This is a genomic window from Streptomyces sp. BK340, from assembly GCF_007827595.1.
In the GTDB taxonomy this organism is placed as follows: domain Bacteria; phylum Actinomycetota; class Actinomycetes; order Streptomycetales; family Streptomycetaceae; genus Streptomyces.
In genome coordinates, this window is record NZ_VISR01000006.1 from 148,396 (window position 1) to 160,349 (window position 11,954).

An 11,954-nucleotide genomic window follows, 5' to 3' on the forward strand; every position below is an offset into this window, starting at 1 on the left:
TCCGCAGTCCCCACGCACCGAAGCACCCCCCACCTCAGGGGCCGATCCCACCCCAGCCTCTGAGAGAATGGGCAACATGGCTTCCGCTGACCGACCCCGCGTGCTCTCCGGCATCCAGCCCACCGCCGGCTCGTTCCACCTCGGCAACTACCTCGGCGCCGTCCGCCAGTGGGTGGCCCTGCAGGAGTCCCACGACGCCTTCTACATGGTCGTCGACCTGCACGCGATCACGGTCCCGCAGGACCCGGCGGATCTGCGCGCGAACACCCGCCTGGCCGCGGCCCAGCTGCTGGCCGCCGGTCTCGACCCCGACCGCTGCACCCTCTTCGTGCAGAGCCATGTGCCCGAGCACGCCCAGCTCGCCTGGATCATGAACTGCCTCACCGGCTTCGGCGAGGCCAGCCGGATGACCCAGTTCAAGGACAAGTCCGCCAAGCAGGGTGCCGAGCGGGCCTCCGTCGGCCTGTTCACGTACCCGGTCCTGCAGGTCGCGGACATCCTGCTGTACCAGGCCAACGAGGTGCCGGTCGGCGAGGACCAGCGCCAGCACATCGAGCTGACCCGCGACCTCGCCGAGCGCTTCAACGGCCGGTTCGGCGACACGTTCGTGATCCCGTCGCCGTACATCCTCAAGGAGACGGCGAAGATCTACGACCTTCAGGACCCGACGATCAAGATGAGCAAGTCGGCGTCCACGCCGAAGGGCCTGATCAACCTGCTCGACGAGCCGAAGGCGACGGCCAAGAAGGTCAAGAGCGCCGTCACCGACACCGACACCGTGATCCGCTACGACGCGGTGAACAAGCCTGGCGTGTCGAATCTCCTCACCATCTACTCCACGCTCACCGGCAAGTCGGTCGCCGAGCTGGAGCAGGACTACGAGGGCAAGATGTACGGCGCGCTCAAGACGGACCTCGCCGAGGTCATGGTCGAGTTCGTGACGCCCTTCCGGGAGCGCACCCAGCAGTACCTGGACGACTCCGAGACGCTCGACTCGATCCTCGCCAAGGGCGCGGAGAAGGCGCGCGCCGTCGCCGCGGAGACGCTTGCGCAGGCGTACGACCGGGTGGGTTTCCTGCCGGCGAAGCACTGAGAAGCACGATCCGGCGCTGAGGCGCACGACCGTACACACGTCCGACCGGGCAGAGCGCTGCACATCACTTCCACTGCGCCTGCCCACGGGACATCCGTGGCCGTACAGTCGATAGCCGACGGCCCGGACGCACACGCGACGACGACGGCGGCGAAGACGGCCGGAAGACATCACGCGACGACAGGAGACGACGTGGGGACCGTAACGATCGGCGTGTCGATCGCGGTCCCGGAGCCTCACGGCAGCCTGCTCCAGGAGCTGCGCGCGGGCTTCGGTGACGCCGCGGCGCACGGCATCCCCACGCATGTCACCCTGCTGCCGCCGACCGAGGTGGACGCGGCCGACCTGGCGGCGGTCGAGGCGCACCTCAAGCAGGTCGCGGCGGCCGGCCGGCCGTTCCCGATGCGGCTGTGCGGGACCGGCACCTTCCGGCCCCTGTCGCCGGTCGTCTATGTGCGTGTCGCGCGGGGTGCCGAGGCCTGCGCCTGGCTGCAGCAGCGGGTGCGGGACGCCTCGGGTCCGGTGGCACGCGAGCTGCAGTTCCCGTACCACCCGCACGTCACGGTCGCGCACGGCATCGACGAGGCGTCGATGGACCGCGCCTTCGCCGAGTTGGCCGGCTTCGAGGCCGAGTGGCCGTGCACCGGGTTCGCGCTGTACGAGCAGGGCGCCGACGACGTGTGGCGCAAGCTGCGGGAGTACACGTTCGGTGGATCCGTGGTGCCCGCACAGGGGGGCCACGCGGGCGTCGAGCGCGGGCGGATCGCCAGTCGCTGACGCTCCGCTACAGGGGCAGCCTCCGGAACAGCGCACGCGGCGCGTGTCGTAGTGCCGACATCACCAGGCGCAGAGCGCCCGGCACCCACACCGTCTCCGAGCCGCGGCGCAGGCCCAGTTCGACGGCCGTGGCCACGGCCTCGGGGGTGGTGGCGAGCGGGGCCGCGGGCAGGTCCGCCGTCATGCGGGTACGGACGAAGCCGGGGCGTACGACCATGACGTGCACGCCGGTGCCGAAGAGTGCGTCGCCGAGGCCCTGGGCGAACGTGTCGAGGCCGGCCTTGCTGGACCCGTAGATGAAGTCGGCGCGGCGGGCCCGTTCGCCGGCGGCGGAGGAGAGGACCACCAGAGAGCCGTGGCCCTGTGTCTGCAGGGCACGGGCCGCGACCAGGCCCGCCGACACGGCTCCGGTGTAGTTCGTCTGCGCGACCCGGACCGCACGCAGGGGTTCGCGTTCGTCGTGGGCCTGGTCGCCGAGGATGCCGAACGCGAGCAGCACCAGGTCGATGTCGCCCTCGGTGAAGACCTTGCCGAGGGCCGCCTCGTGGGACTCGGGGTCGAGGGCGTCGAAGGCGACGGTGCGGACGTCGGCACCCAGGGCGCGCAGCTGATCGGCCGCCTGGTCCAGGGCGGGCGAGGGGCGGCCGGCCAGCCAGACGGTGCGGGTGCGGCGGGCGATCAGCCGGCGGGCGGTGGCCAGCGCGATCTCGGACGTGCCGCCGAGGATGAGCAGGGACTGGGGCAGAGCGGTGGCGTCCTTCATGACAGCCGACCGTATCGCCCACATATGTCCGTCCTGGTGAAGAAACGCGGTGTTGACGTCCACCAGGAGCGGGCAGAGTCCGATCATGGACTGGCTGAAGAAGCTCCCCGGGATCGGACCGATCGTCACCTGGCTGATGACCACGCACGCGTGGCAGGCGTACGAGCGGCTGGACCGGGTGAAGTGGACACGGCTGGCCGCCGCGATGACCTTCATCAGTTTCGTCGCGCTGTTCCCGCTGCTGACGCTGATCGCGGCGATCGCCGCCGCCACGCTCAGCCAGTCGCAGCAGCAGAACCTGCAGCACAAGATCGCCGACCAGGTCCCCGGCATCGCCGATCAGCTGGACATCAACTCCCTGGTGCAGAACGCCGGTACGGTCGGAGTCATCGCCGGTGCCGTGCTGCTGTTCATCGGCATGGGCTGGGTCGGCCAGATGCGCGAGTGCCTGCGCGTGGTGTGGGAGCTGCCCGACACGACGGGGAACCCGGTCCTGGCCAAGGCCAAGGACGCGGGCATCCTGATCGGCCTCGGCGGAGCCCTCCTCGCCACCCTCGCCATCTCCACCATCGCCTCGGCACTGGTGGGCTGGAGCACCGACCACCTCGGTATCGAGCGGGCGGGCTGGGGCGCCGTCCTGTTGCGGATCGCCGCGTTCACCGTCGCCGTGCTCGCCGACTTCCTGCTCCTGCTCTACGTCCTGACCCTGCTGCCCGGCGTCGAGCCGCCGCGCCGCCGCCTGCTGGAGGCCGCGCTCCTCGGCGCGGTCGGCTTCGAACTGCTGAAGGTGCTGCTCAGCGGCTACATCCAGGGAGTCGCCGCGAAGAGCATGTACGGTGCGTTCGGCGTCCCTGTCGCGCTGCTGCTGTGGATCAACTTCACGGCGAAACTCCTCCTGTTCTGCGCCGCCTGGACGGCGACGCAGAGCGAGGAGAGCGGTGCGCAGGAGGTCAGGAACGCGTCCGGCGGCGCATCAGGTCCGGCAGCGGCCAACGGCGGTTGACCAGGAACGCCCCGCCGCCGAGCAGTACCAGCAGCCCGCCGGCGATGGCCAGGGCGATCCCGATGCCGCCGGAGCCGCCCGCGGCGGTGGAGCTCGCCACCGGCTTCGAGCCGCGCCCGCCGGTCCTCCCCGCCGCCCCGGCGGAGGCGGTGGCGCCGGGGCTCGGGGTGGACTGCGCGGCGCTCCTCGGCGGGACCAGCTCGCCCACCGGGCTGACCTTGCCGGCCGCCTCGAAGCCCCAGTCCAGCAGCTTGGCCGCCTCCTTGTAGACCTCGTTGTGCTCGTGCTTCTCCGGGTTCATCACCGTGACCAGCAGCACCCGGCCGCTCCGCTCGGCGACGCCGGTGAAGGTGGCGCCCGCGTTGGTGGTGTTGCCGTTCTTCACCCCGGCGATGCCCCGGTAGACGGGCACGTCGATGTCACCGCTCAGCAGCCGGTTGGTGTTCTGGATCTCGGCAGACCCGAACTTCGCCCGCACCGTCGAGCAGTAGTCGCGGAAGTCCTTCTTCTGCAGCCCGGAGCGGGCGAACAGCGTCAGGTCGTACGCCGACGACAGCTGCCCCGGCTCGTCGTAGCCGTCCGGGCTGACCACGTGCGTGTCCAGGGCCTGCAGCTCGTCGGCGTGGTCCTGCATGTCCTTCACGGTCTGCGCGACGCCGCCGTTCATCGCGGACAGCACGTGCACGGCGTCGTTGCCCGAGCGCAGGAAGACGCCGAGCCACAGGTCGTGGACGGAGTAGGAGCGGCCTTCCCTTATCCCGACCACGCTGGAGCCGATGCCCATGCCGGCCAGGTCGTTCGGCACCACCTTGTGCTCGGTCGTCTTCGGGAACCTCGGCAGCACGGTGTCGGCGAACAGCATCTTCAGGGTGCTCGCCGGGGGCAGCCGCCAGTGCGCGTTGTGCGCGGCGAGCACATCGCCGGACTCGGCGTCGGAGACGATCCAGGAACGGGCGGTGAGGTCCTTGGGGAGCACGGGCACGCCGGCGGCGAGGTTCACCTGTGTCCCGGGCAGCCCGAGACGGACTCCGCCGACCTGCGACATCTGCGCCGGAGGCGTGGCCGTCGGGCTCGTCGACGGGGTCGGGGCCGCGAGCGCGACGGGCGCGGTGGCGGACAGGGACAGCAGCGTGGCGGTGGTGACCAGCAGGGATCGCCTGGGGGTCTTCTTCGGTGCGGGCACGGCCCTGAACGTACCCGGCAGGGGCTGCGAAGTCCCGCCGCGCACCCCACCCCGGACACGGACCCGGACATCGAACGGCGATACTGATGTCATGAAGCTCAGCCGCCCGGTCTCCTGGTTCCTGCTCGCCTTCGGGGTGTGGAGCTGGATCATCTGGGTCACTTTCGTCAAGAACCTGGTCAAGGACGGCAGCGGTCTCGCCTTCGACGACGGTCACCCGACCGCGTACTTCTGGGTGCACCTGCTGCTGGCGGTCGTTTCCTTCGTATTGGGGACGGTCATCGGGGTCATCGGGTTGCGCGGACTGCGCGCACTGCGCCGGACGTCATAGCGGGGGAACTCGACAGCGTGGTCATCGTCCTCGTCCTTGCCGCGCCGGCCGTCCTGGCTGTCCTGGTGCTGGGGCACTGGTACGTGTGGCGCCGACTGGTCCGTGACACGACCCGCGGCCCGGGCCCCGCCCGCCGCGCCGGCACGGCGCTCTTCGTCGCCGGCCCGCTGCTGATGATCACGGCCCTGGTCGCCGAACGCTCAGGTGCCCCCTTCTGGCTCCAGCGCACCCTCGCCCGGCCCGGCTTCCTGTGGATGGCGCTGGCGCTGTACCTGCTGCTGGCGGTGGCGGCGGGAGAGGCGGTACGACCGCTGCTGAGACGCGTCCTGGACCGGCGGCAGACCGTGGAGCCGCTTCCCGGCCCGCGGAGCCGGGTGGCGGCCGGGCACCTGCCGGAGGTCCAGGAGGCGGAGCCCGCCGGCGCGCCCGCCGCGGCACCGCAACCGACCCGGGAACCCGCGGCACGGAACCCCGGCCGCCGCCTCGTCGTCTCCCGTGTCATCGGCGGAGCCGCGGCCGCCGCGGCCGTGGGGACCGTCGGCCACGGCACCTACGGCGTCCTGCGCGGGCCCCGGGTGAAGCGGGTCACCGTACCGCTCGCCAAACTGCCGCGCGCCGCACACGGCTTCCGGATCGCCGTGGTCAGCGACATCCACCTCGGACCCGTCCTGGGCCGCGGTTTCGCGCAGCGGGTCGTCGACACCGTCAACGCCACCCGGCCCGACCTGATCGCGGTCGTCGGCGATCTGGTGGACGGCAGCGTCAAGGACCTCGGCCCGGCCGCCGCGCCCCTCGCCCAGCTCGCCGCCCGGCACGGGGCGTTCTTCGTCACCGGCAACCACGAGTACTTCTCCGGCGCCGCGCAGTGGGTCGCCGAGGTGCGCACGCTCGGCCTGCACCCGCTGGAGAACGCCCGCACCGAGCTGCCGTACTTCGACCTGGCCGGGGTGAACGACCTCCAGGGCGAGAGCGAGGGCCAGGGCCCGGACTTCCGGAAGGCGCTCGGGGACCGGGACCCGGCACGCGCCTGCGTGCTCCTCGCCCACCAGCCGGTGCAGATCCACGAGGCCGTCCGGTACGGCGTCGACCTCCAACTGTCCGGCCACACCCACGGCGGCCAGCTCTGGCCCGGCAACCTCGTCGCCGCCGCGGCCAACCCGACCGTGGCCGGTCTCGACCGGTACGGCGACACACAGCTGTACGTCAGCCGGGGCGCGGGCGCGTGGGGTCCGCCCACGCGTGTCGGGGCGCCGTCGGACGTCACGGTGATCGAGCTCGCCGCGACACGCGCGTGACCAGAACTCTCCCCACCCCTGTGAAGACGCTGTGAAACCCGGCCGAACAACGTCTCGGTAAGTTCTTCCACATCTGGTCAGAAAGCCCTTCCCCCAAGTGAAAGTCCTGTGATTAGGTGAGCGGCGCCGCTTAGGGGAGTGGCGAAATTGTGCTGGCCAGGGGTAGGGCCCTGGAGGGCCTGGGGAGGGCACCACCATGCGATCTTTTCGCATGCGTATTCTCGTGACGCTGCTCGTACTCGCTGTCGTGGGAATCGGCGGCTGGCAGTTGCTGCCGTCGCAGACGGACAAGAACAAGACGATCTCGGTCGGTACGACCGACGCCGTCACTTCACTGGACCCAGCGGGCGCGTACGACGCCGGTTCCTGGGCCCTGTTCAGCAACGTCTTCCAGACGCTGCTCACCTTCGAGCCGGGCGGTGTCCAGCCGATCCCGGACGCCGCGAAGAGCTGCGGCTTCGTGGGCAGCGGGCTGAAGACGTACCAGTGCCGGCTGCGGGACGACATCACCTTCCCGAGCGGGCGCAAGATGACCGCCGAGGACGTCCGGTACTCCTTCGAGCGGGTCAAGAAGATCGACGCCCCCGTCGGCCCGGCGTCGCTGTTCTCCACGCTCGGCTCGGTGAGCGCGGACGGCGCGGCGACGGTCACCTTCCATCTGTCGTCCCCGGACGCCACCTTCCCGCTGAAGGTCGCCACGGGCGCCGGTTCCATCGTCGACAAGGACAAGTACCCGGCCACCGCCCTGCGCAAGGACGACGGCGTCGACGGCACCGGCCCGTACACGCTGACCTCGTACACGAAGGACAAGAAGGCCGACCTCGACCCGTACGGGAACTACCGGGGCTACCTGAGCGGTACCGGCCGCCCGATCGAGCTGCGCTACTACACCGACTCCGACCAGCTCAACAGCGCCTGGAAGGACAAGCAGGTCGACGTCGCCACCCGGACGCTGCCGCCGAGCATGCTGTCCCGGCTCAACCCGAGCGACCCGAACAACCGGGTCACGGAGTCCGACAGCGCCGAGACCCGCAACCTCTACCTCAACACCCGCGCGAACTCGCCGCTGCACGACGTGCGCGTGCGCCGCGCCCTGGCCTGGCTGGTCAACCGCGAGCGGCTGGCCGCCACGGTGTACGAGGGCACGGTCGACCCGCTGTACTCGCTGATCCCGACCGGGATCACCGGCCACACCACGTCCTTCTTCGACGACTACCCGACGCAGAGCACCCAGAAGGCGCGGGAGCTGCTCACCCAGGCCGGGGTGACCCTGCCGGTGCACTTCACCTTCGGCTACGGCAAGAACCGGGGCGCGGGCGAGGAAGAGGCCGCTGAGCTGAAGAAGCAGCTGGAGGCGGGCGGCCTGTTCAAGGTGGACGTCCAGGGTTATGAGTGGACCGACTTCCAGAAGCGCTGGGCCGCCGGGAAGATGGACGCGTGGGCGGTCGGCTGGGTGGCCGACTATCCCGACCCGGACACCTTCGGCTCCCCGCTCGTCGCCACCGGCTCCACCATGGCCACCGGCTACAGCAACAAGGTCGTCGACCACCTCATCCTGGACAGCCAGCAGTACGCCGACCGCACGCGGGCCGCGAACGACTTCCACGACATCCAGGCGGACGTGGCGACCGATGTGCCGCTGATCCCGCTGTGGCAGCGCAAGGAGTACGTGGTGAGCACCGAGGACGTCGGCGGCGGCCAGTACCTCACGGACGGCACGGGCGTCTTCCGCCTGTGGCGTCTGCAGTGGATCTGATCAGCCCGTCTCGTCGCGGTGCGCCCTGGCCCCCGGGTCCGGCAGTGCCTTCGTCATCCCCGGCAGGAAGTCCGTGAACAGTTCGTGGACTTCGAGCACGAGGGGACGCAGCACCCGGAAGCGGGCCAGGGCGACGCCGCGTGCGGTCAGCCGTGCGCCCCGGCGTGCCAGCCGGTAGCTGCGCTCACGTCCCTCGGTGCGGTCGAACACCCAGTACAGGACGAGGCCCATCTGGGAGAGCCACATCAACTCCGGCAATACGTCACGGAGTTCGGGCGCGACCTTGGACTTGGAGCCGGCCAGCACCTCGCGGTGGACGCTGATGGCCTGCTCGCGGGCGTGCTCGCTCTCCGGTGAGAACGGGCTGAGCGGGCTGTCGGGGTCGGCGGCGTTCTTGAAGAACTGCACCGCGAACTCGTGGTACGGCTTGGCGATGTCCAGCCATGCGGTCAGCACGCCCGCGAGCCGCGCCTCCAGGTCGGTCTCCCGGTCCAGGACCTCCCGGACCGCCACCTGGTGCTCGGCGGCGATCCTGTCGTAGAAGCCCTGGATCAGGTGCTCCTTGCCCGCGAAGTAGTAGTAGGCGTTGCCCACGGAGACCCCGGCCTCGGTGGCGATGGCCCGCATGGTCGTCTTGTCGTAGCCCCGCTCCTGGAACATCCGCATGGCGGTCTCCAGGATCAGGGCGCGGGTCTGCTCGGACTTGGTCGGGGAGCCGGCCTCGGGGCCGTCGTTCTTCGCGGGCACGGGAGGAGCCTAACCAGTCGGGCAGGCACCGTCTGAACAGGACGGCGGGTTGTAACTCCAGCCCGTGCCGGGGGTGTACGCCCACCCGTCGGCGCCCTGGTAGGACTGCCCGCCCCACTGCGCACCGCCCTGCCGCGTACCGCCCCACAGCGCACCCCGCCATTTCGCGGCCGCCAGCGCCGCGCCCCGGGCCAGTCTGGCCCCGGCCGGGGTGCTCAGTCTGTGGGCGAGCGGGCGGTGTTCACGCAGGGCCCACAGGACGACGATCCAGGCGCGGGAGGCCTGGTAGACCTGGCCGGAGTCGCCGATCACGGTGACCTCGTCGAGGGTGGCGGCGTGGTCGAGCCCCGGGTAGCGCCTGCGGGCCTCGGCGGATCCGGCCGGCAGCAGCTCCAGGGGCACCAGCTGCGGCTGCCGTACCAGCCAGTCGCGCAGATGGGTGCACAGGGCGCACTCGGCGTCGTACAGGACGGTCAGCCGGCGGACCGGGACGCCCGTGGCGCCCCGGCCGTCCGTGGCGGTCACGGCCGTCACGCCCCGACCGTCGGCGGCATCCAGCCCTGTGGGTTCACCGGGGGTTGCTGCTCGCGCTCCATGATCCCGCGCCGCCGGATCTTGTTGAGCACGTACACGTTGCCCAGGTGCATCGCGCCGAGCACCAGCAGCACCACGCCGAGCTTGACCGACAGCACCTCGAAGATGGCCCGGGTGTCGCCGACGTCGCTGTTGTCGGTCAGGAACAGGGCCACGAAGCCGAGGTTGACGAGGTAGAAGCCGACCACCAGGAGGTGGTTGACGGCGTCTGCCAGCTTCTCGTTGCCCTGCAGCACGTCGGCGAGGAAGACCCGGCCGTTGTGGCTGAGCGTGCGGGCCACCCAGACGGTCAGCGAGATGCTGACGACCAGGTAGATGACATAGGCGATGACGATGCGGTCCATGCGCCCCACCCCTTCTTGAACGCGTTCAAAACGCTGACAGGCATGACTGTAGACCTGCTTTTGAACATGTTCAACTCAATGGGTGGGGGTGCGGGGAGACCCTCGTCTCATCCCCTGCGGCCCAGGGCCGGCCGTTTGCTGTAGTCGGTGAACCCGAGGACGTTTCCCCAGGGATCGGCGATCTCGACGGTCCAGCCGGTGGCCACCGGGAACACCTCGTCCAGCGCCGGGATACCGGCGGCGGCCAGCTCCCGCGCCGCGGCCCGGGCGTCCGGCACCTCCAGCCACAGGCGCGGCGAGGGCCACGGCGGCGGCCGTTGCCCCAGTCCGTCCTCGACGCGCAGCAGAATCCCGGGCGTCTCGCCGCCGACCTTCAGCAGTGCGATCCCGGCCTCGTCGAACCGGAATCCGACGGTGAACCCGGCCCGCTCGTAGAACCCGACGGCCTCACCGAGGTCACCGACGGGCAGCAGCACGTTGTCGAACCCGAGCAGTTCGTACGACTCTTCGTCTGACATGTCGTCAGATTAGGGTCTGAACGGGACAAGATGCGAGGAGCCCCACCGAAGCGGATTCGGCGGGGCTCCTCGGGTGGGTGCGGACGCGCGGGCTACTGCGGGAAGGCGGCGATCAGCGCCTGCTCCGTGGCTCCGTCGGTCGTGATGCCGGTCGCACCCGCGCGGAGCAGCACACCCGGGCTGTAGTAGTCGCTCGACACCAGCAGGTCCGCGTCACCGTCCCGGTCGAAGTCGCGCAGGCGGACGTACCTGCCGAAGTCCCCGTACTGCGTGGCGTCGCCCGGTACGCCCGCGGTGGCGCGGGTGAACCACTGGGAGCCGGTGCCGGTGAGACCGTGCGCGCCGCCCCGCAGGACGTGGACGCCACCCGCCTGCTTGGCCGTGCCGACCTTCTCCTCGGGCACGCCGACCGCCAGATCCGGGTAGCCGTCGCGGTTGGTGTCGGCGGCGGAGAGGCCGGAGCCGAAGCTGTCGTGCGCCGTGGCGGCGGTGGCAACCCCTGCCGTCGACTGGGTGAGGCGGTAGGAGGTGGCCGGGCCGTCGGAGCCGCCGCGCAGGACGACGACCGAGCCCGCGTGCTTGTTGTACGGGGTGTCGCTGACGGCCAGGTCCCCGTAGCCGTTCTTGTCGAAGTCGGCGATGACTCCGGTCGGGCCGTAGTCCGGTGACGACGCGTCGTACGTCGTGAACCTGCCCGGCCTGATGGTGGTCCCGCCGCGCAGGAACCAGGCGGCCTGGGTCATCTTGTCGTTCTTGTAGCCCTGGCCGAGGACGTACAGGTCGGTCGCCTTGTCCTTGGTGACCTTTCCGGCGACGAGAGCGGTCGGTTCGAGGGTGCCGGAGTACCCGTGCCTGGTGACCGCGCCCGTCGTACCGGACTGGGAGAAGCCGCCGCGGTAGATGTAGACCGTGTGCACGCCGTCGGCGACGGCCAGGTCGGCCTTTCCGTCGCCGTTGAAGTCGCCGGCGGCCAGGGCGGCGCCGAACCCGTAGTCGGCGTGGGCCGTGACGGGGATGCGGGTGGCCTTCGTGCCGAGACCGGCCCTGGCGCCCCACAGAATGGTGACCGCGCCCGCCCCGGCCTTCGTGCCCACCTTCTCGCTGCGGTCCGCGACCGCCAGGTCGGCGTAACCGTCGCGGTTGAAGTCCGCGTTCGCGAGTCCCTCGCCGAACATGTCGCCGTACCCTCCGGCGTCGCCCGGCTTTCCGGGGATGCCGGCGCTGTTCTGGGTGAACTTCGTCGTCACGGTGCCGGGACCCGTGGCCGTGCCGTAGGTGACGGTGACCTCACCCGACCAGCCGACCGCGTAGTCCCGGTAGCCGTCACCGTTGAAGTCGTCGGCGTACTTGGCGGGAGTCGCCGCGGCGGCCGTCTGGGCAGAGAGGGCCAGCAGCCCGCCGGCGAGCGAGGCGGCCGTGGCCGTCGCGAGCGCCAGGCGGAGCCTCCTGTGCGTGAACATGTGTCTCCTGTGATCCGAGTACACAGGAGACCCCTGACGAGGCGTGAGGGTTGTACGGCGAGGGCCCCGCCCCCGGTGGAACCGGAAACG

At 70.6% G+C, this 11,954-nt stretch carries 13 protein-coding genes; 6 read left to right on the forward strand and 7 right to left on the reverse strand.

Going from position 1 to position 11,954, the window contains the following annotated elements:
- Nucleotides 1-67: 67 nt before the first annotated feature.
- Together trpS and FB157_RS14640 are read left to right on the forward strand one after the other, a co-directional pair.
- Nucleotides 68-1,093 (forward strand): tryptophan--tRNA ligase, encoded by a 1,026-nt coding sequence (trpS, locus tag FB157_RS14635; RefSeq protein ID WP_398946691.1) that lies wholly within the window; start codon nucleotides 68-70, stop codon nucleotides 1,091-1,093.
- A gap of 192 nt (nucleotides 1,094-1,285) precedes the next feature.
- The gene (locus tag FB157_RS14640) at nucleotides 1,286-1,870 is read left to right on the forward strand and encodes a 2'-5' RNA ligase family protein (protein ID WP_145879691.1); all 585 of its coding nucleotides are present in this window, start codon (nucleotides 1,286-1,288) and stop codon (nucleotides 1,868-1,870) included.
- Nucleotides 1,871-1,877: 7 nt separating this feature from the next.
- Here FB157_RS14640 and FB157_RS14645 read toward each other — a convergent pair whose 3' ends face one another.
- Complete coding sequence (locus FB157_RS14645; RefSeq protein WP_145879693.1) at nucleotides 1,878-2,633, reverse strand: decaprenylphospho-beta-D-erythro-pentofuranosid-2-ulose 2-reductase; 756 nt, start codon at nucleotides 2,631-2,633, stop codon at nucleotides 1,878-1,880.
- 85 nt (nucleotides 2,634-2,718) lie between these two features.
- Between FB157_RS14645 and FB157_RS14650 the strand changes: the two genes are divergently transcribed.
- A complete protein-coding gene (locus FB157_RS14650; protein WP_145879695.1) occupies nucleotides 2,719-3,636 on the forward strand; it encodes a YihY/virulence factor BrkB family protein in 918 nt (305 codons plus the stop codon).
- On the opposite strand, the gene FB157_RS14655 is transcribed toward FB157_RS14650, so the two are convergent.
- Nucleotides 3,584-4,819 carry a D-alanyl-D-alanine carboxypeptidase family protein gene (locus FB157_RS14655; protein WP_398946693.1) on the reverse strand — a complete coding sequence of 412 codons (1,236 nt, stop codon included), beginning with the start codon at nucleotides 4,817-4,819 and terminating at the stop codon, nucleotides 3,584-3,586. The two genes, FB157_RS14650 and FB157_RS14655, sit on opposite strands and share 53 nt — an antisense overlap.
- Nucleotides 4,820-4,910: 91 nt before the next feature.
- Here FB157_RS14655 and FB157_RS14660 point away from each other — a divergent pair, with 91 nt between their 5' ends.
- The 3 genes from FB157_RS14660 (at nucleotide 4,911) to FB157_RS14670 (ending at nucleotide 8,201) form a co-directional block, all read left to right on the forward strand.
- Nucleotides 4,911-5,150, forward strand: a complete 240-nt coding sequence (locus FB157_RS14660) for an SCO4848 family membrane protein (protein ID WP_145879698.1) — start codon at nucleotides 4,911-4,913, stop codon at nucleotides 5,148-5,150.
- A gap of 17 nt (nucleotides 5,151-5,167) precedes the next feature.
- A complete protein-coding gene (locus tag FB157_RS14665; protein ID WP_145879700.1) occupies nucleotides 5,168-6,445 on the forward strand; it encodes a metallophosphoesterase in 1,278 nt (425 codons plus the stop codon).
- A gap of 211 nt (nucleotides 6,446-6,656) precedes the next feature.
- A complete protein-coding gene (locus FB157_RS14670; protein ID WP_145879702.1) occupies nucleotides 6,657-8,201 on the forward strand; it encodes an ABC transporter substrate-binding protein in 1,545 nt (514 codons plus the stop codon).
- On the opposite strand, the gene FB157_RS14675 is transcribed toward FB157_RS14670, so the two are convergent.
- The 5 genes from FB157_RS14675 to FB157_RS14695 form a co-directional block, all read right to left on the reverse strand.
- A complete protein-coding gene (locus FB157_RS14675) occupies nucleotides 8,202-8,948 on the reverse strand; it encodes a TetR/AcrR family transcriptional regulator (RefSeq protein WP_145879704.1) in 747 nt (248 codons plus the stop codon).
- 9 nt (nucleotides 8,949-8,957) lie between these two features.
- Entirely contained in the window at nucleotides 8,958-9,482 is a 525-nt protein-coding gene (locus FB157_RS14680) for a thiol-disulfide oxidoreductase DCC family protein (protein ID WP_261386314.1), read from the reverse strand.
- Nucleotides 9,479-9,886: a hypothetical protein gene (locus tag FB157_RS14685; protein ID WP_145879706.1), complete on the reverse strand. Its 408-nt coding sequence runs from the start codon at nucleotides 9,884-9,886 to the stop codon at nucleotides 9,479-9,481. Before FB157_RS14685 ends, FB157_RS14680 begins: the two co-directional genes overlap by 4 nt.
- Nucleotides 9,887-9,993: 107 nt before the next feature.
- On the reverse strand, nucleotides 9,994-10,404 hold the full coding sequence (locus FB157_RS14690) for a VOC family protein (protein WP_145879708.1): 411 nt from the start codon (nucleotides 10,402-10,404) through the stop codon (nucleotides 9,994-9,996).
- A 92-nt stretch (nucleotides 10,405-10,496) separates the two neighbouring features.
- Complete coding sequence (locus FB157_RS14695; protein WP_145879710.1) at nucleotides 10,497-11,864, reverse strand: FG-GAP and VCBS repeat-containing protein; 1,368 nt, start codon at nucleotides 11,862-11,864, stop codon at nucleotides 10,497-10,499.
- Nucleotides 11,865-11,954: the final 90 nt, after the last annotated feature.

Coding starts and splice junctions, on each gene's coding strand:
- trpS (WP_398946691.1), top strand. CDS start 68: ATGGGCAACATGGCTTCCGCTGACCGACCCCGCGTGCTCTCCGGCATC.
- FB157_RS14645 (WP_145879693.1), bottom strand. CDS start 2,633: ATGAAGGACGCCACCGCTCTGCCCCAGTCCCTGCTCATCCTCGGCGGC.
- FB157_RS14650 (WP_145879695.1), top strand. CDS start 2,719: ATGGACTGGCTGAAGAAGCTCCCCGGGATCGGACCGATCGTCACCTGG.
- FB157_RS14660 (WP_145879698.1), top strand. CDS start 4,911: ATGAAGCTCAGCCGCCCGGTCTCCTGGTTCCTGCTCGCCTTCGGGGTG.
- FB157_RS14670 (WP_145879702.1), top strand. CDS start 6,657: ATGCGTATTCTCGTGACGCTGCTCGTACTCGCTGTCGTGGGAATCGGC.
- FB157_RS14685 (WP_145879706.1), bottom strand. CDS start 9,886: ATGGACCGCATCGTCATCGCCTATGTCATCTACCTGGTCGTCAGCATC.
- FB157_RS14690 (WP_145879708.1), bottom strand. CDS start 10,404: ATGTCAGACGAAGAGTCGTACGAACTGCTCGGGTTCGACAACGTGCTG.
- FB157_RS14695 (WP_145879710.1), bottom strand. CDS start 11,864: ATGTTCACGCACAGGAGGCTCCGCCTGGCGCTCGCGACGGCCACGGCC.